The organism is Luedemannella flava, from assembly GCF_039528515.1.
In the GTDB taxonomy this organism is placed as follows: Bacteria; Actinomycetota; Actinomycetes; order Mycobacteriales; family Micromonosporaceae; genus Luedemannella; species Luedemannella flava.
This window is the reverse complement of the sequence record NZ_BAAALT010000236.1, coordinates 1-18,185: the sequence shown is the minus strand read 5'-3', so window position 1 is coordinate 18,185 and position 18,185 is coordinate 1. Positions and strand designations below refer to the sequence as shown.

Sequence of the window (18,185 nt, the reverse complement as noted above, 5' to 3'; positions counted from 1 at the left end):
TCGGCGCGGCCGCCCGCCAGCGCGAGGACGCGGTGCGGGGCACCGGTGGCCTCGCCCTGGCCCGCCGGCTCGGCGCGATCGAGGCACGGCTGAGCGGCCTCGGCGCCATCGCGGCCCGGCTGGCGGATGGCGGCCGCGCGCCGGCGTACCTGCTGGATCTGGATGTCTCCGGCGACGGCCGGGCGGTCGTCGCGGTGGGCGACCCCGACCACGCCACGGACGTGCTGACGTACGTGCCGGGGGTGAACCCCGGGATCGCCGGGGTCGGCAACCTCCTCGACCGCACGGACGACCTGCGCGACGCGGCCGAGCGGCTCGACGGGCCGGCCGACCGGCACGCGGTGTCGGCGATCACGTGGCTCGGGTACGACTCCCCCGAGTGGGCGGCCGTCGCGTCGGCCGGCACGGCCCACGGGGCCGAGCCGGCCCTGGACTCCTTTCTGGACGGTCTGCGGGCCACCCACGAGGGCGCGCCGGCGCACCAGACCGTGCTGGGCCACAGCTACGGGTCGCTCGTGATCGGGGTGACCGCCCGCGACGCGGGCCTCGACGCCGATGACGTCATCTTCGTGGGCAGCGCGGGCGTCGGCGTGCCCGACGTGGGCGACCTGCGCCTGCCGGCGGGGCATGTCTGGTCCAGCACCGTCGCCGACGACCCCGTCGCGCACTTCGCGCCCGGCTTCGGGCAGTTCGCCCGCGACCTGGGGCACAACCTGACCGCCCCGTTCAGCCGCACGTACGGCGACACGGTGCCCGACGTCGAGCTGTGGCACGGGCGCAACCCGAGCGACCCCGGGTTCGGCGCGAACGTCTTCGTCAGCGACCCGGGCGGCGGGCACTCCGGTTATTTCGGCGGCTCGGGCCTTGACAACATCGCGCGCATCACGCTCGGCGGCGAGCACCTGGCCGACGTCAAATAGAAACTCACCGTGATGGGTATGCAACCCACGGTGGGCGGTAGTACGGTCGCTCGAATGAAGGCGCTTGTCAATATTGACGATGATGACCTCGCGCTGGCCGCCGCCCTGCTCGGCACGTCAGGCAGGCGGGAAACCATCTCCGCGGCCCTGCGCGTCGTCGCCGACCATCAGCGCCTCGTGGCCCGGGCGCTGCACGACTCGCTCGCCCTCGGGGTGGGCGCCGATATCACCGACCCGATCGTGATGGCCCGGGCGAGGCGATGACCGACGGCACCACCCCGGCCGACGACGCCGGGCCGCCGCCGCTACCGTCCCTCCCCCCGCACCAACGGCTCTATCTCATCGACACGTCGGCGCAGGCGCGCATCTGCCACCCCGGCATCCGGGAGATCATCGTCGCGCTCATCGCCGACCGGGTCGCCGCCACCTGCGTCACGGTCGACCTGGAGGCCGGCTTCTCCGGGCGCTGCCACGAGGACGTGCTCGGGATCGCCGAGCGGCGGCGCGAGCTCTACCAGGTGCTGCCGATCACCGAGGCCATCGCGGAGCGCGCCCGGGAGGTGCAGGTCCGCCTCGCCAAGCACGGCCAGCACCGGGCGACCGGGCTCGTCGACCTGCTCACGGCCGCCGTCGCGGAGCACCACGACGCCGTCCTGCTGCACTACGACGAGGAGTTCGAGCACATCGCGGCCGTCACCGGCCAGTCCCAGGCGTGGATAGCCCCGCCCGGCACCCTCTGAACACGACAGTGCGGCGGGAACGCGCCCCTGGAGGACACGTTCCCGCCGCACCTTTCCGCGTCAGGCGCAGGTGACCGTGGGCACCGGGTTGGTGCCGTTCCACGTGCCGATGAAGCCGAACGTGGTGGACGCGTCGGCCGCGAGGCTGCCGTTCCAGGCCGCGTTCGAGGCCGTCACCGTGGCGCCGCTGCTGGTCAACGTCGAGCTCCACGACTGCGTGATGGTCTGGCCGTTGGCGTACGTCCAGGACGTGGTCCACTTGCTGATCGCCGAGGAGCCCGCCTTCACGGTCACCTCGCCCTGGAAACCGCCGGGCCACGAACCCACGATCTTGTAGGTGGCCGAGCAGGAGCCCGTCGGGGCGCCGCTCGTCGTGGGCACGGGCGAGGACGCCGGACGGGTGGTCACCGGCGCCGAGGTCGGCGCGCGGGACGTGACAACGGCCGAGGTCGGCGCGCGGGACGTCACGACGGCCGAGGTCGGCACCCGCGACGTGACGACCGCGGACGTCGGCGGACGGGTGGTCGGCGCGGCCGACGTCGGCGTCACGCCGCCGAGCGCGGCGACGAGCGGGGCGTACCAGTTGTTGGCCATCTTCGTGATGCCCGCCGGGTCGGACGGGTGCACGCCGTCGTAGGTGTCGGTGGCCGGGACCCAGCCGGTCCACTGGTCGACGACCGTGATCGGCGACTGCGACGTCGACAGCGACGACGCCCACGCGGGGATCGCGTCGTTGAACGCGACCGTCCGGGCCGGGCAGTCACCGCAGGTGCCCGGCGCGACCGGGATGATCTTCGCGACCAGGATCCTCATGTTGGGGTTGCTGGCCCGCATCTGGTTCACCATCGTGGTGAACGCCGCGAGGATGGTGCTCGGCGCGATGTTGCTCCACACATCGTTCGTGCCGAAGTGCATGATCACGATGTCCGGGGTCGTGGCGGCCAGCCACGGCGGCAGCATGTTCTGGTTGGCCACGTTCGTGGCCAGGTAGCCGCCGTGGCCCTCGTTGTCGCCGTCGTGCGACACGCCGCAGCCCTGCGCGGGCTGCGTGCCGACGAAGTCGATGTTGGTGTAACCGGCGCTGACGAGCTTGTTCCACAGCAGGGCGCGCCAACAACCGGGGTTACCGGTGATGGAGTCGCCGAGTGGCATGACCTTGACGGGCGTGGCGGCCGAGGCGGCCGGCGCGCTGACCACGGTCTGCACCACCAGGTAGCCGAGCGCCAGCACGAGGGCGGCCAGGAACGCCTGGATCGCGGATCTCTTCCGCATGGGGGGTCTCCTCGGAGTTCTGACAACGATCGGCGGCCGGCCAGGCGAACCGGTTAAATCCGGTCCTGCCGCATCATCATCGATCGATGCTAGTCATCCGAGGTTAACCGCGACAGTCGCGCGCTACTCCACCGTGACGGACTTGGCGAGGTTGCGCGGCTGGTCCACGTCGAGCCCGCGCGCGGCGGCGACCTCACAGGCGAACACCTGCAACGGCACGGTCGTCAGCAGCGGTGCGAGCAGCGTGGGGGCGGCTGGAACTTCCACCAGGTGGTCGGCGTACGGGCGGACCGCCTCGTCGCCCTCCTCGGCGATGACGATCGTGCGCGCGCCTCTCGCCCGTACCTCCTGGATGTTGGAGACGACCTTGTCGTGCAGGAGGCTGCGGCCCTTGGACGACGGGACCACGCACACGACGGGGGTGCCCTCGTCGATCACGGCGATCGGCCCGTGCTTGAGCTCCCCGGCGGCGAAGCCCTCGGCGTGGATGTACGCCAGCTCCTTGAGCTTGAGCGCGCCCTCCAGGGCGACCGGGTAGCCCACGTGGCGGCCGATGAACAGGATCGTGTTGACGTCCACCAGGGAGCGGGCCAGCTCGCGGACGGGCTCCATGGTGGTGAGCACCTTCGCGATCGCGTCGGGCATCGCCTGCAGCTGCGCGACGATCGCACCGACCTCGTCGGCGAACTTGATGCCGCGCACCTGCGCGAGGTGCAGGCCGACCAGGTAGCAGGCGGTGATCTGGGTGAGGAACGCCTTGGTCGAGGCGACCGCGATCTCGGGGCCGCCGTGGGTGTAGAGGACGGCGTCGGACTCGCGCGGGATGGTCGAGCCGTTGGTGTTGCAGATGGCCAGCACGCGGGCCTTCTGCTCGCGGGCGTGGCGCAGCGCCATGAGGGTGTCCATGGTCTCGCCGGACTGGGAGATCACGACGACGAGCGTGGACCGGTCGAGCACCGGGTCGCGGTAGCGGAACTCGCTGGCCAGCTCGACCTCGCACGGGATGCGCGTCCAGTGCTCGATGGCGTACTTGGCGACGAGGCCCGCGTGGTACGAGGTGCCGCACGACACGATGAAGATCTTGTCGACGTCGCGCAGGTCCTGGTCGGTGAGGCGGACCTCGTCCAGGATGATCTCGCCGGCCTCGCTGAGCCGGCCACGCAGCGTGTCGGCCACGGCCTGCGGCTGCTCGGCGATCTCCTTGAGCATGAACCAGTCGTAGCCGCCCTTCTCGGCGGCGGCCGCGTCCCAGTTCACGTGGTAGTCCTTGCCCTGGCTGGGCTGGCCGTCGAACGTCGTGATCACGATCTCATCAGCGCTGATCTTGACAACCTGGTCCTGGCCGAGCTCGATCGCCTCACGGGTGTGCTCGATGAACGCGGACACGTCGCTGGCCAGGTAGTTCTCGCCCTGACCGCGGCCGACCACGAGCGGCGAGTTGCGCCGCGCGCCCACGACCACACCGGGGGCGTCCGCGTCGATCGCGAGGAGCGTGAAGGCCCCCTCCAGCCGCCGGCACACCCGGCGCATGGCCTCCGCGAGCACCTCACCCTGGTCGTCGCTCTCCTGAGCACGGAGTACGGCCAGCTCAGCAGCCAGCAGGTGCGCCGCCACCTCGGTGTCGGTGTCGCTGGCGAACTCGACGCCGGTCGCCTCCAGCTCGGCACGCAGGCGGGCGAAATTTTCGATGATGCCGTTGTGGATCACCGCGACCCGGCCGTCGGCCGAGCGGTGCGGGTGCGCGTTGCGGTCTGTCGGGCCGCCGTGGGTGGCCCACCGGGTGTGGCCGATGCCGCTCGTGCCGACCGCCATGGCGGCGCCGCCGTCGGGGCTGCCGGCCAGTGCCTTCTCCAGGTTGGCGAGCTTGCCGGCACGCTTGCGGACGAGCAGCTCGCCCCCGTCGACGATGGCCACGCCCGCCGAGTCATAGCCCCGGTACTCCAGCCGACGCAGGCCGTCGACCACGATTCCCAGCGCCGGTCGGGCGCCCACAAAACCAACGATGCCGCACATGCTCAGGAGCCTACCTATCATCGCTCAAAATCGTTGCGCGCAAACCCGACTTTCGCGCAGTCGTCATGAGTGAAACGGCCCACTCCGCGGCCAGGCAAGGAAAGTGTCGGATTTATTTCACACTTCGTTAAGTCCTATTGATACTTTTCTGGCCGGAATGCCGCGACGGCAGCTTGCAACACTGTCGGAGGAGGGGCGCGACCCGCGCCCGGAGGCAGACTGCGGCGCCACAACCGGCCGCACCTGGGGGCACTGGAGACCATGACGTACCCGCAGCAACCAGCGGATCGGCCGGACCGTCAGCCTGCGTCTCCCGCGTCCGAGGACAGCGGTCCGATCTTCCTCAACGAAGAGGACTCGTTGTCCTACCGGCCACCGCCGCCCTACCCGCCGACGTCCGAGCTGCCCGTCTTCAGGCCCGTCCCGCTGGCGCCGCCCACCCGGCGCGAGCCGGTCGCCGCGGGCCGCAACGGGGTGCTGGTCGGCATCATCATCGGCATCGTCGTGCTCGGCTGCGTCGGCCTCGGCATCGCCGGCATCTTCCTGCTCGGCGGCCGATAGATTCGGTCCTATGACCCAGACCGCGACAGTCATGGACCCACTGGTCACGCGCATGCGCGAGTTCGGCACCACGATCTTCGCCGAGATGTCAGCGCTCGCCGTGCGCACCGGGGCGGTCAACCTCGGCCAGGGCTTCCCTGACACCGACGGGCCGCCCGAGATGCTGGAGGCCGCCGCGGCGGCGCTGCGCGCCGGTCGCAACCAGTACCCGCCCGGGCCCGGCATCCCCGAGCTGCGCGCCGCCATCGCCGCGCACCAGCGGCGGTTCTGGGCGCTCGACTACGACCCCGACGGCGAGGTGCTGGTCACGGCCGGGGCCACGGAGGCCATCGCGGCGGCCGTCCTCGCCCTGTGCGAGCCCGGCGCCGAGGTCGTCTGCTTCGAGCCCTACTACGACTCGTACGCGGCCGGCATCGCGCTCGCCGGGGGCGTGCGGCGGCCGGTGACCCTGCGCCCCGGCCCCGACGGGCGGTACGGGTTCGACCCCGACGAGCTGCGGGCCGCGTTCGGGCCGCGGACGCGGCTCGTGCTGCTGAACTCGCCGCACAACCCCACCGGCAAGGTCTTCGACCGCGACGAGCTCACCCTGATCGCGTCGCTGTGCCAGGAGTACGACGTCCCGGTCGTCACCGATGAGGTCTACGAGCACCTCGTGTTCACCGACGCGGCCGCCCCGCACATCCCGCTCGCCACCCTGCCGGGGATGCGCGACCGGACGCTGCGGGTGTCCTCGGCCGGCAAGACGTTCTCCTGCACCGGGTGGAAGGTCGGCTGGGTGAGCGGGCCGGCGCCGCTGGTGTCGGCGGTGACCCGGGTCAAGCAGTTCCTCACCTACGTCAACGGCGCCCCGCTGCAACCCGCCGTCGCGGTGGCCCTGGGCCTCGGCGACGACTACTACGCCGCCTTCACCGCCGACCTGCAGGCCAAGCGGGACCTGCTCGCCGCCGGGCTGACCGACGCGGGGTTCACGGTCCAGCGCAGCGAGGGGACGTACTTCATCACGGTGGACATCGCCCCGGTCGGCGGGCACGACGGCATCGACTTCTGCCGCGCGCTCCCCACCGCGGCGGGTGTGGTGGCGGTCCCGACGCAGGTCTTCTACGACCACGTCGAGGCGGGGCGGCGCCTGGTCCGCTTCGCGTTCTGCAAGCGGCCGGAGATCCTCCGCGAGGCGGCGACGCGCCTACGCCACGCGACATTCGCGTCGTAACCCCACCCCGCGCGTCACGCCGAAACGCCGCGCTTCGCGCGGCGTTTCCGACGTTCGGACCGTCAGGCAGGGAATTCCGGGCGGAATAACCAGCGTGACGGTCCAAACGTCGGGGTGGCCGCGCGAAGGGCGGCCTGGCGGCGGGTGGGCGATGCGGGGGGTTATGCGGGGCTTGCCGCGCGGACCTTGTCCGCGATGCGGTCGGCGACCGACTGGGCCTCGTCCAGCGTGGGGGCCTCGACCATCACGCGGACGAGGGGCTCCGTGCCCGACGGGCGCAGCAGGACGCGGCCGGTGTCGCCGAGCTCGGCCTCGGCGGCCGTGACGGCGGCCAGGACGGCGGGCGCGGACGCGCCCTCGGCGCGGTCGGCCACGCGGACGTTGACCAGCACCTGGGGCAGCTTGGTGACGACCGAGGCCAGGGCGGCGAGGGACCGGCCGGTCGCGGCGACGCGGGCCATCAGGTGCAGCGCGGTGAGCACGCCGTCGCCGGTCGTGGCGTGCGCGGGCATGACCACGTGGCCCGACTGCTCACCGCCGAGGGCGTACCCGCTGGCGCGCAGCGCCTCCAGGACGTACCGGTCGCCGACGGCGGTCTCGATGAGCCGCAGCCCTTCGCGCTTGAGGGCCAACCGCAGGCCGAGGTTGCTCATGACGGTGGCGACGACGGTGTCGTCGGTGAGGGTGCCGGCCTCCCGCATGGCGAGGGCCAGGACGGCGAGGATCTCGTCCCCGTCCACCACGGCGCCCGTCGCGTCGATGGCGAGCACCCGGTCGGCGTCGCCGTCGTGGGCCACGCCGAGGTCGGCGCCGTGCTCGACGACGGCCGCCTGCAGGTCCTCCAGGTGGGTGGAGCCGCACCCGTCGTTGATGTTGATGCCGTCCGGGTCGGCGTTGATCTCGATGACCTCGGCGCCGGCCTCCCGGTACACCTCGGGGGCCACGTCGGAGGCGGCGCCGTTGGCGCAGTCGACCACAACCTTCAGCCCGGTCAGCGGGTGCGGGGCGGTCGCCACGAGATGCTTGACGTAATGGTCGCGGCCGTCGATGAGGTCGTGCACGCGGCCGACGCGCATCCCGGTCGGGCGCTTCCAGCTCTCCGGGCTCTCGATGGCGGCCTCGATCTCGCGCTCGACCTTGTCGGGCAGCTTGTGCCCGCCGGCGGCGAAGAGCTTGATGCCGTTGTCGGGCATCGGGTTGTGCGAGGCGGAGAGCATGACGCCGAAGTCGGCCTTGGCCTCGGCCGTGAGGAACGCGACACCCGGGGTGGGCAGCACGCCGACCCGGATGACCGTGGCGCCGGCGCTGGTGAGCCCGGCCACGACGGCGGCCTCCAGCATCTCGCCGCTGGCCCGAGGGTCACGCCCGACCACCACGACCGGCGGGTGTGATCTGTCCTGCTCCGCGAGGATGTGCGCTGCCGCGAGGGATACGGAGAGCGCCAGCTCGGGGGTGAGGTCGGCGTTGGCCACGCCGCGGATGCCATCGGTGCCGAAGAGTCGCCTGGCTGCCATGGGAACGCCTTCCACNGCCTGAACGGCGGTCCCCCCGACGTGCTGACTAACGAGCGATCAACGCTTCGAGTACTGCGGAGCCTTACGGGCCTTCTTGAGACCGTACTTCTTGCGCTCCTTGACCCGGGCGTCGCGGGTCAGGAAGCCCGCCTTCTTCAGCGCGGGGCGGTCGTCGATGTCGAGGTCGCAGATCGCGCGGGCGATCGCGAGGCGCAGCGCGCCGGCCTGGCCCGTCACGCCGCCGCCGCGCAGGTTCGCGATGACGTCGAGGGTGTCGGCCCGCTCGGCGACCACGAGCGGCTCGCGGACGAGCTGCTGGTGCACCTTGCTCGGGAAGTAGGTCTCCAGCTCGCGGCCGTTCAGCGTGAACTTGCCGGTGCCGGCGACCAGGCGGACGCGGACGATCGCCTCCTTGCGGCGACCGACGGTCTGGATCGGCCGGTCGTGGCGCGGGGTGCTCTTGGGCGCCTTGACGGGCGCGGGAGCCGGCGTGGAGGTCTCGTGAACAACCTCGACGGCCTCGGGGGCCTCGACGGCGGCTTCGGTGGTGGTCTCAGTCACAGTGGTTCCTTCGCCTGCGCTCACTGCGCGATCTGCTTGATCTCGAACGGCACCGGCTGCTGCGCGGCGTGCGGGTGCTCGGGGCCGGCGTACACCTTGAGCTTCTTGATCAGCTTCCGGCCGAGGCGGTTGTGCGGGAGCATGCCCTTCACGGCCAGCTCGATCGCGCGCTCGGGGCGCTTGTCCAGCAGCTCGTCGTAGCTGACCGCCTTGAGACCGCCCGGGAAGCCCGAGTGCCGGTAGGCCTTCTTGTCCTGGCGCTTGTTGCCGGTCAGGGCGACCTTGCCGGCGTTGACGACGATGACGAAGTCACCCGTGTCGACGTGCGGCGCGAAGGTCGGCTTGTGCTTGCCGCGCAGGATGGTGGCGGCGTGGGTCGCCAGGCGGCCCAGCACGACGTCAGCGGCGTCGATCACGACCCACTGCCGCTCGATTTCACCCGGCTTCGGGCTGTACGTACCCACAGGTCTACCTTGTCTCATTCGTCGGTCTTGAGGCTGATGCTCGCCGACGCCCAGGGCGCACGGCCAAAGCAGCACAGTCAACGAGCGTACCCGATTTCGGACACGCGCAGTTCACGCTCAACAGCCCATGACTGTACCCGTTCCCGCTGGGCGAGGTCAAAACGCCCAGCGCGCCCCGCCTCCGGCATCGACGTGCCGGCAACGGGGCGCGCTCAAACTGGCCAGGTGAGCTCAGACGCGCGACATGGTGGCGCCCTTGCGGACATAGACCACCAAGGTCACGATCAGGCACACCACGTACATCGCGATGAACCACGAGAAGGCGTTCCCGATGCCGTTCGTCGCCTTGATCGAGTCACCGATCACCTTCGGCAGGATGAAGCCGCCGATGGCGCCGATCGCGCCAGCCATGCCGAGCGTGGCCGCACCCTCGCGACGGGACTGGGCGATCAGCTTCTCCTCCTGGCCGGGGGTCCTGGCGATCTCAGCGTCCGCCTGACGCTTGAAGATCGCCGGAATCATCCGGTAGGTGGACCCGTTGCCCGCGCCCGCCATGGCGAACAGCACCAGCATGGAGGCGATGAACATGCCCAGGTTCCTGGCACTGGCCGCCGCGATCGCGCCGAACGAGCAGACCGCCATGAGCGCGAACACGCCCGCGGTCACCAGCGCGCCGCCGACGCGGTCGGCGATCCAACCACCGAACGGCCGGGCGAGCGATCCGACCAGCGGGCCGAGGAAGGCGATCGGCAGCAGCAGGCCCGTACCCAGGAAGTTGAACTTCTGGTCGTCCGGGAAGACGAACTTCAGCGTGGCCGGGAAGGAGGCGGCCAGGCCGAGGAACGAGCCGAAGGTGCCGATGTAGAGGAACGACATGATCCAGGCGTGCTTGCGCTTGGCGGCCGCGAACTGCTGGGCCAGGGTCGCCTTCGACACGTGCAGGTTGTTCATGAAGAAGAAGGCGCACACCGCGGAGGCCAGCACGAGCGGCAGCCAGAACGCGGTGGCGAACGTCAGGCTCAGGCCCATGAACAGCATCAGCGGCATGAACAGCTGCATCGAGCTGAGGCCGATGTTGCCGCCCGCGGCGTTGATGCCCAGCGCCGTGCCCTTGCTGCGCTCCGGGTAGAAGTACGAGATGTTGGACATCGACGAGGCGAAGTTGCCACCGCCGAAGCCCGCCGTGATCGCGGCGAACAGCAGGAAGCCGTACGAGACGCCCGGGGTGAGCACCACATACAGGGCGAGGCCCACCGGGATGAGCAGCAGCAGCGCGCTGATCACGGTCCAGTTGCGCCCGCCGAAACGACCCACCGCCAGGGTGTACGGGAACCGCATGAGCGCGCCGATCAGGTTCGGCAGCGCGACCAGCCAGAAGATCTTGTCGGCGTTCGCCGGGGTCGCGACCAGGTCGGGATAGAGCGCGACGCCCGAGGCGTCCTTGAGGGTGCCCAGGGAGACGACCAGGATGCTCCAGATCACCCAGACCGAGAAGGCCAGGTGCTCGGAGAAGATCGAGAAGATGAGGTTGCGCTTGGCCACCTTCTTGCCAGTGCTGGCCCAGAAGTCCGCGTCCTCCGGCCGCCAGTCCTCAATCCAGCGCCCCTTGCCAGGTGCCTGCCCGGCCGCTACCGGCGGCGGCGCGGCGTCGATGACGGTACTCATGAGCTTGCTCCTCGACTTTGTCGGTGTACTTGGGGAACGCTGCGATGAGTTCTGCACAAACGTTAAGAACGGTCGATTTCCTGGCCGTGGTACTACGGAGTCGGGCGCGCAACCGTTGACGCACGGGAGTCCGGTTATGAAGGTGAGATCGCCACGGACGTGAGGAAGCCCGGACCGGGGGCATCGACGGGCGTTCGCCAGGCCTGCTCCCACTTTTCGGGACCGGATTTTCGCCATCTGGGCAGGGCGTCAAGAATCGCGACGCGATCACCTGCTGTGAGTTGCTCTTAGCAGGCGAGAAACAAACGGGACGCCGGACCGAAACGGCCCGCCGTCACGATTTCTGCCATGTGCCTGGCAGCCAGCGCCCGCTCTCCCGAGGAGAGCTGCTCCCCGCCGGGCTCGCGGTGACCGCCGGGGGGCGCCACCGCAGTCGTGACGAATGGAAGGCGGCCGACATGTGCACCCAACCCTCTCGGGCGTCCGGGTAGGCGCGATGACGGAGGTGTTGGCGGGCTTCACCGTCGCGGTCACGGCCGATCGTCGGCGTGACGAGCTCGCGGCGCTGCTGGAACGCCACGGCGCCCGCGTGGTTCTCGCGCCCGCGCTGAGAATCGTGCCGCTGGCCGACGACAGTCGCCTGCGCACGGCGACGTACGCGCTGCTCGACAACCCGCCCGACATCGTCGTGGCGAACACCGGCATCGGCATGCGCGGTTGGCTGGAGGCCGCCGAGGGGTGGGGGCTCGGCGAGGCGCTGCGCAACCAGCTGTCCTCGGCCTACCTTGTCGCCCGCGGGCCCAAGGCCCGCGGCGCGCTGCGCGCGGCCGGGCTCATGGAGGCGTGGTCACCGGAGTCCGAGAGCTGTGCCGAGCTGCTCGACCACCTGGTGCGCCAGCAGAACAGCGGCCGCAACGCGGGCGCGCACCTGCCGGGCAGCAAGAACGGCCTGGCCGGTCGCCGCGTCGCGGTGCAGTTGCACGGCGAGCCGCAGGAGGAGTTCTGCGGCGCGCTCTCCGCGGCCGGGGCCGACGTCGTCGAGGTCCCCGTCTACCGGTGGGCGCCGCCGACCGACCCGACGCCGCTGCAGCGACTCATCGACCTCATCACCAACCGGCTGGTCGACGCCGTCACGTTCACCTCCGCGCCGGCCGTCATCTCGCTGCTGCGCGCGGCGGGTTCGGACACCGACGCCGTGCTGGCCGCACTCAAGTCGGACGTGCTGGCCGGCTGCGTCGGCCCGGTCACGGCCGCGCCCCTGCGCAAGCAGGGCGTGCCGGTGCTCGCGCCGAACCGGGCGCGCCTCGGCGCCCTGGCCCGCGCCCTGATCGAGGAGCTGCCGCGCCGCACCCGCACCCTCAAGGTCGCGGGCTCGGAGCTGACGCTACGCGGGCACGCCGCCGTCGTCGACGGGCAGTTGCGTCCGCTGCCACCCGCCCAGATGGCGATCCTGCGCACGCTCGCCACCCAGCCCGGCAAGGTGCTGCCGCGTTCCGAGCTGCTCGCGGCCCTGCCGCGCGGCGCCGACGAGCACGCCGTGGAGATGGCGGTGGCGCGGCTGCGCGCGGCGCTGGGCCGGTCGTCGTTCATCCAGACCGTCGTCAAGCGCGGCTACCGGTTGCGCGTGGAATAACACGTGGTGTAACCGGTCGGGAAGCGGACCCGTAAAGGGGACGAGTGCCGCTCGCGTATAGGACCGGACACTCGTACGCTGCCTGCCATGGCAGCGAGCGTGCGGCAGGCACTGCGCGAGTGGACACGGTTGTGCGCCACCGCGGTGGGCGTCGCCTTTCTGGTGGGCGCGGGTCAGCTCGGCGTGCTCTACGGCCTCGACATCGTGCGGTGGGACCGTCCGTTCGAGGCCGGCGGTGAGAACGGCTGGTCGGCGCTGCTGACCTGGGTGGCGTGGATCGTGCTGACCGCGACGGTCGCCGGCGCCGGCTCGGCCGCGCGCCTGGGCCGTCGCCTCAAGCGCGTCGCCGGCTGGCCGGGCCGCACCGCGGTGTCCGTGGTGGCCGGCATCGGCGGCGGCGCGTCGGCGTTCCTCGCGGTGCTGCCCGCGACGGCCGCCCGCCCGCCCACGAACATCAACCCCGACCTCGTTGTCATGATCACCAGTGGCGTCGCGGTGCCGGCCGGCATCGTGATCGCCATCGGCGCGCTGACCTGGACCCCGGTGGCCGGCAACATCATCACCACGGCGGTGTGGGTGTGGCTGTTCGCCGCCGGTTCGATCATCTGGCCGCTGATCACGCAGGAGCCGTGGCCGCTGGCCCGCCTCGCCGTGCCCGAGCAGTTCGTGCTGCCCAGCGACCCGCTGATCTGGACCACCCTCGGGCTCGTGGTGCTCGTCTCCGCGACGCTCGCCATGATCGCCAGGTTCGGCGGCTCCGGCAAGCTGGCCGTGGCCGTCTCCGGGCTCGGCGGGCCGGCCCTCATCGCGGTCGCGTACCTCATCGCGGGGCCGGGCGTCAGCGGCGACCACACCGACCAGCTCGTGCCGTACCGGACCGCGCTGCTGGGCGTCCTCGCCAGCGTCGTGGCGTCGCTCGTCGTGGCCGCCGCCGGCCGCCGGCCGCCGAAGCCGCGCCGCCCGCCGTCGCGCACCCCGGTGCCCAACGGCGAGACCGACTACGTCGGCTGGGTGTCCGGGTTGGGCCCCGGCCAGACCGGCAACCCCGTGCCGGCCCAAACCCCGGTGACGCCCGAGGCGGCCGCCGCGTACCCGGGCGGCATCGCGGACGACGCCCCCACGGCGCCGCAGGCCCCGACGCAGGCCGAGGCCCCGAAGGGGCGCCGGTCGCGGTCCACCAAACAGCGCGAGGCCGCGGCCACGCCGCCGGCCGCTCCCCCGCTGCTCGGCATGCCGCCGAGCGTCGAGGCGCCGACCGTTACCGCGCCGAGGCCGCGCTCGCGGGGCAAGGCCGCGGCGCCCGAGCCGCCCACGGTGGAGATCCCCCGCGACACGCCGCCGCCCGCCCCGAAGCGGTCCCGGCACGCCAAGGCGGAGCCGCCACCGAGCCCCGCGCTGCCGACCCTGCCGGCCGGCCGCGACAGCGACCCCGACGAGCCCACCACGAACATCCTCACCCCGGGCCGGCCCTGACGGCCGGTCAGGCCCCGAGCTTCATGAGGGCGATGCCCGCGACGGCCAGCACCGTGGCGGCCACTGCCCGGGCGGTGACCTTCTCCGCGAACACCACGGCTCCGATGCCGACGGCGAACAGCACGCTGGTCTCCCGCATCGCCGAGACCAGCGCCAACGGGCTGCGCGACTGCGCCCACAGCACAATGCCGTACGCCGCGAGCGACAGCAGCCCGCCCAGCACACCCGGCCGCCACGACCGGACCAGCCCGGCCGCGAACCCCCTGCCGTAGAGGACCGCGCACACCGCGAACACCAGCGTCCCGTGCAGCAGGAACAGCCACGCGGCATACGCGAGCGGCGCGCCGGACAGTCGCACCCCCACCCCGTCGACCACCGTGTACGCCGCGATCATCACGCCGGTCGCGACGGCCATGGCCGGCCCGCGCCACGACCCGGCGGCGGGCCGGCCGCGCGCGAAGACCAGCCCGCACAGGGCGACCGAGACCACGGCCACGCCGGTCAGTTCGAGAAACGTGAGCCGATCACCCAGCAGCGTCACCGACACCACGGTGACGAGCAGCGGGGACGTCCCGCGCGCCAGTGGGTAGATCGTGCCGAAGTCGCCGTGCCGGTACGCACTGATGATCAACAGTAGGTAGGCCGTCTGCAGCACCCCCGACACCACCAGGTACGGCCAGGCCGCGGCCGCCGGGCCGGGCAGCAGCCCGATGCCGACGAGCGCGACCGGCACCGACGCCGCCCCGATGAGCGCGGAGGCGATCCGGCGGTCCGGAATGGCCTTGGCCAGCGCGTTCCAGGCGGCGTGCAGCACGGCGGCACCGAGCACCGCCGCGACCACGACCGGGGTCAGCGGACGTCCCAGACCGGCTCGGGCGTCTCGGTGACCTCGCCGTCCCCGCCGAAGAGCACGTACCGGTTGAACGACCGCGAGAACCACCGGTCGTGCGTCACCGCCACGACCGTGCCGGAGAAGGCGGCCAGGCCCTCCTCCAGCGCCTCGGCGCTGGCCAGGTCGAGGTTGTCGGTCGGCTCGTCGAGCAGCAGCAGCGTCGCCCCGGACAGCTCGAGCAGCAGCACCAGGAACCGCGCCTGCTGGCCCCCGGAGAGCGTGTTGAACTTCTGGTCGCCCTGCGCGGCCAGCTCGTAGCGCGACAGCACCTTGATGGCCTCGCCGCGCGGCAGGCCGGTGCGGTGCTCGTCGCCGCGCCAGAGCACCTCGACGAGCGTCCTGTCCGCGAGGTCGGGCCGGTCGTGGGTCTGCGAGAAGTGGCCGGGCCGCACCCGCGCGCCGAGCCGCACGACGCCGTGGTGCGCGACGGGCGCGAGCACCGCCCCGTCGACCGGCGACGTCTCGGCGTCCGGTGCCGTGCCGCCGCGCGCAAGCAGCCGCAGGAAGTGCGACTTGCCGGTGCCGTTCGCGCCGAGCACCGCGACCCGGTCGCCGTACCAGACCTCCAGGTCGAACGGGAACGTCAGGTTGTCGAGCTCGAGCTGCTCGCAGACGATGGCGCGCTTGCCGGTGCGACCGCCCTGCAGGCGCATCTTGATGGTCTGGTCCTTGGGGCGCAGCTCGGGCGGGCCCGCCTCCTCGAACTTGGCGAGCCGGGTGCGCGCCGCCTGCAGCCGCGACGCGAGGCCGTCGTTGTAGGCGGCCTTCGTCTTGTACATGAGCACCAGGTCCTTGAGCTTCTGATGCTCCTCGTCCCAGCGGCGGCGCAGCTCGTCGAGCTTGTCGTAGCGGGCCTCCCGCGCGGCGTGCCAGGTGGCGAACCCGCCGGGGTGCGTCCACGCGCCGCCGCCCTCGACGGCGACGACCCGGGTGGCGGTCTCCGCGAGCAGCTCACGGTCGTGGGACACGAAGAGTACGGACTTGTCCGACTCCTTCAGCTCGCTCTCCAGCCAGCGCTTGGCGGGCACGTCGAGGAAGTTGTCCGGCTCGTCGAGCAGCAGCACCTCGTTGGCGCTGCGCAGCAACAGGACCAGCGCGAACCGCTTCTGCTGACCGCCCGACAGGGTGCGCACGGGCCGGGTCCTCACCTCGTCCCACGGCTTGCCGACCGCAGCGACGGCGGCCGTGTCGAACAGCACCTCCGCCTCGTAGCCGCCGCACTCGCCCCAGGTGGCGATCGCGTGCGCGTACGCCATCTGGGCCTTCTGCGACGCGGTGCTGAACTTGCCGCGGGCCTCGGCCCGCGCGAGGTTCTCCTCCGCGGCCGCGAGCTTCTCGCCCGCCGCGCGGACCGCCGGCTCCGCGAGACTCAATGCAAGATCTTGGAGGGTACGGTCGGGAGAGTCCCAGTACGCCGTGCCGCCGGCACCGATCTGGCCGATGAACTGGCGCATGACGCCCAGGCCGCCGGCGCGGGCGATGACGCCCTGTTGTGCGGTGAGGTCGCCGGCCACCATGCGCAGCAGCGTCGTCTTGCCGGCGCCGTTCGGGCCCACGAGCGCGACCTTGGCGCCCTCGCCGACCCGGAAGCTGACGTCGGAGAAGAGCTGCCGGCCGTCCGGCAGCGTGTGCGCGACGCCGGCGATATCCACATAACCCACGGCCGGAATAGTGCCTGGTCGCTACGGGGCCGACAAGTTGTTATCCACAGGCGTCACGCGCAGCACGCGGAAGCCCTTCTGGCTGGCGTGGCGGGTCACCGCCCAGCCCTGCCCGACCAGCCACTGGGCCAGCGAGTCGGCGCCGAGGTGGCGGCCCACGACCAGCCAGGCGACCCCGTCCGGGGCGAGCCGGGGCAGCCAGCGGGCCAGCAGGTCGTGCAGGTCGGCCTTGCCGACCCGGATGGGCGGGTTCGACCAGATCTCGGCGAACCGGACGTCCGTGGGGACGCTGTCGGGGGTGCCCGTGACGACCTTCAGACCCTGTGAGTTCCGCTCGGCCAGAGCGAGCGCCCGCTCGTTCACGTCGACGGCGTAGACGGTCGCCTTCGGGGCCAGGGTGGCCAGGACGACGGCGATCGGGCCGTAGCCGCAGCCGAGGTCCAGCAGGGCGCCGTCGGTGGCCTCGTCGGGCAGCTCCGCCTTGCGCAGCAGCACCGCCGTGCCGGGGTCGAGCCGGTCGGCCGAGAACACCCCGCCGGCCGCCGCGAGCCGGAAGTCGTGCCCGGCGACCGAGAATTCCACCTCGGCGGCCCGGGCCGGGGCCGTCGGCTCAGCCGTAAAGTAGTGCTCCGCGCTCACGCCAGCCATTCTCCACGAGCCCGAAGGTCGGCCCACCGACGCCAGCACCCCAGGGTTCACACTGTTGGGTAACCTGAGCGCCATGACGTACCGGTACGGCCCGCCGGCGGACGATCGGCCCTCGCGCCGACGTGCCGCGGAGGGCGACGATGCCGACGCGTCACATAGCGCCCAGCCAGGGCCTCCCGCGCGCCATTCGGCCGAACCTGGCCGGCGCACCTCCGATCCCCGCCGGTCCCCGGAGGCGCACCCGGGCCCGTCGGGATCCGGCCGCGACACGGGCGGCAACCGCGCCGCGAGCCGCGACACCGGCGGCCAGCCGGGCCGGCATGGTGACCAGGGCCGGCGGCTCACGCCGCCCGCGCCCACGTCGTCGAGCGGGCCACCGCCGCCACCACCCCGGCCGCTGGAGCGGCCCGGGCAGCCCCGTATCTCGCAAGGCCCGGCCAACCCGTCGTCCACGGTGCCGAGCTGGCTCACGCAGGCCAGCGGGCCGCCCGCCGGACCGCTCAGCTCCCGGGGCGACGCCCTGTCGACCCGCTTCATCCCGGCGGGCCGCCGGGTGCCACAGCCGCCGCCGCCCGCCTCGGGCCTGACCCCACCCACGTCGGGTGCGGGCACGCCGCCCCGGTCGGCACCGCCAGCGCCGCCCCGGTCAGGGCCTCCGGCGCCGCCGCGGTCAGCCCCGCCGGCGACGCCACGCTCCGGGCCTCCTGTCGCGCCCCGGTCGGGGCCGTCTACGCCGCCCGCAACGCCCTACCCCGGGCCGGCGGCCGCGCCGGGTTCTGGACCCGCGACGCCGCCGGGTTCGTTCCGTCCTGGACCCCCGATGCCGCCGATCTCGCCGCGACCTGGACCCGCGACGCCGCCGGTTTCGCCGCGCTCCGGGCCGCTGACACCGCCGCCCGGCGCGTCCCGCGCCGGCTCCCCGATGGCGCCGCACTCGACGCCGCCCGGCCCGGCGGCG

The 18,185-nt window shown here is 72.3% G+C and carries 16 protein-coding genes and 1 pseudogene; 7 read left to right on the top strand and 10 right to left on the bottom strand.

What is annotated here, in order from left to right; genetic code table 11:
• From ABD211_RS27695 to ABD211_RS27685, 3 genes are all read left to right on the top strand, one after another.
• Positions 1–920: alpha/beta hydrolase (locus tag ABD211_RS27695; protein ID WP_344138214.1), on the top strand; the 920-nt coding region annotated here is incomplete at its 5' end.
• Between the two features lie 54 nt (positions 921–974).
• On the top strand, positions 975–1,184 hold the full coding sequence (locus tag ABD211_RS27690; RefSeq protein ID WP_344138212.1) for a DUF2191 domain-containing protein: 210 nt from the start codon (positions 975–977) through the stop codon (positions 1,182–1,184).
• Entirely contained in the window at positions 1,181–1,660 is a 480-nt protein-coding gene (locus tag ABD211_RS27685; RefSeq protein WP_344138209.1) for a PIN domain-containing protein, read from the top strand. The genes ABD211_RS27690 and ABD211_RS27685 overlap by 4 nt, the downstream gene beginning before the upstream one ends.
• A gap of 60 nt (positions 1,661–1,720) precedes the next feature.
• Here the strand turns inward: ABD211_RS27685 and ABD211_RS27680 are convergent, their stop codons facing one another.
• Together ABD211_RS27680 and glmS are read right to left on the bottom strand one after the other, a co-directional pair.
• Positions 1,721–2,932: a cellulose binding domain-containing protein gene (locus ABD211_RS27680; RefSeq protein WP_344138207.1), complete on the bottom strand. Its 1,212-nt coding sequence runs from the start codon at positions 2,930–2,932 to the stop codon at positions 1,721–1,723.
• Positions 2,933–3,055: 123 nt separating this feature from the next.
• Positions 3,056–4,945: a glutamine--fructose-6-phosphate transaminase (isomerizing) gene (gene glmS, locus ABD211_RS27675; protein WP_344138204.1), complete on the bottom strand. Its 1,890-nt coding sequence runs from the start codon at positions 4,943–4,945 to the stop codon at positions 3,056–3,058.
• A gap of 261 nt (positions 4,946–5,206) precedes the next feature.
• Between glmS and ABD211_RS27670 the strand changes: the two genes are divergently transcribed.
• Together ABD211_RS27670 and ABD211_RS27665 are read left to right on the top strand one after the other, a co-directional pair.
• The gene (locus ABD211_RS27670) at positions 5,207–5,506 is read left to right on the top strand and encodes a hypothetical protein (RefSeq protein ID WP_344138202.1); all 300 of its coding nucleotides are present in this window, start codon (positions 5,207–5,209) and stop codon (positions 5,504–5,506) included.
• Between the two features lie 10 nt (positions 5,507–5,516).
• On the top strand, positions 5,517–6,716 hold the full coding sequence (locus tag ABD211_RS27665) for a pyridoxal phosphate-dependent aminotransferase (protein WP_344138199.1): 1,200 nt from the start codon (positions 5,517–5,519) through the stop codon (positions 6,714–6,716).
• 161 nt (positions 6,717–6,877) lie between these two features.
• Here ABD211_RS27665 and glmM read toward each other — a convergent pair whose 3' ends face one another.
• The 4 genes from glmM to ABD211_RS27645 form a co-directional block, all read right to left on the bottom strand.
• A complete protein-coding gene (gene glmM / locus ABD211_RS27660) occupies positions 6,878–8,230 on the bottom strand; it encodes a phosphoglucosamine mutase (protein ID WP_344138196.1) in 1,353 nt (450 codons plus the stop codon).
• A gap of 57 nt (positions 8,231–8,287) precedes the next feature.
• Positions 8,288–8,791: a 30S ribosomal protein S9 gene (gene rpsI / locus ABD211_RS27655; protein ID WP_425560547.1), complete on the bottom strand. Its 504-nt coding sequence runs from the start codon at positions 8,789–8,791 to the stop codon at positions 8,288–8,290.
• Positions 8,792–8,811: 20 nt separating this feature from the next.
• Positions 8,812–9,255, bottom strand: coding sequence for a 50S ribosomal protein L13 (gene rplM, locus ABD211_RS27650; protein ID WP_344078704.1), 444 nt, complete (start codon positions 9,253–9,255; stop codon positions 8,812–8,814).
• Positions 9,256–9,486: 231 nt separating this feature from the next.
• Positions 9,487–10,920 carry an MFS transporter gene (locus tag ABD211_RS27645; protein WP_344138189.1) on the bottom strand — a complete coding sequence of 478 codons (1,434 nt, stop codon included), beginning with the start codon at positions 10,918–10,920 and terminating at the stop codon, positions 9,487–9,489.
• Between the two features lie 496 nt (positions 10,921–11,416).
• On the opposite strand from ABD211_RS27645, the gene ABD211_RS27640 reads away from it, so the two are divergent.
• Positions 11,417–12,553: a uroporphyrinogen-III synthase gene (locus ABD211_RS27640; RefSeq protein WP_344138186.1), complete on the top strand. Its 1,137-nt coding sequence runs from the start codon at positions 11,417–11,419 to the stop codon at positions 12,551–12,553.
• Positions 12,554–12,640: 87 nt separating this feature from the next.
• Complete coding sequence (locus tag ABD211_RS27635) at positions 12,641–14,026, top strand: transporter permease (protein ID WP_344138183.1); 1,386 nt, start codon at positions 12,641–12,643, stop codon at positions 14,024–14,026.
• Positions 14,027–14,033: 7 nt separating this feature from the next.
• Here the strand turns inward: ABD211_RS27635 and ABD211_RS27630 are convergent, their stop codons facing one another.
• From ABD211_RS27630 to ABD211_RS27615, 4 genes and pseudogenes are all read right to left on the bottom strand, one after another.
• Positions 14,034–14,867, bottom strand: a complete 834-nt coding sequence (locus tag ABD211_RS27630) for an EamA family transporter (protein WP_344138180.1) — start codon at positions 14,865–14,867, stop codon at positions 14,034–14,036.
• Positions 14,868–14,875: 8 nt separating this feature from the next.
• Positions 14,876–16,579 carry an ABC-F family ATP-binding cassette domain-containing protein gene (locus ABD211_RS27625; protein ID WP_344138177.1) on the bottom strand — a complete coding sequence of 568 codons (1,704 nt, stop codon included), beginning with the start codon at positions 16,577–16,579 and terminating at the stop codon, positions 14,876–14,878.
• A 21-nt stretch (positions 16,580–16,600) separates the two neighbouring features.
• The gene (locus tag ABD211_RS27620; RefSeq protein WP_344138174.1) at positions 16,601–17,218 is read right to left on the bottom strand and encodes a class I SAM-dependent methyltransferase; all 618 of its coding nucleotides are present in this window, start codon (positions 17,216–17,218) and stop codon (positions 16,601–16,603) included.
• A gap of 756 nt (positions 17,219–17,974) precedes the next feature.
• Positions 17,975–18,185, bottom strand: a pseudogene (locus ABD211_RS27615) (hypothetical protein); the annotation flags it as partial.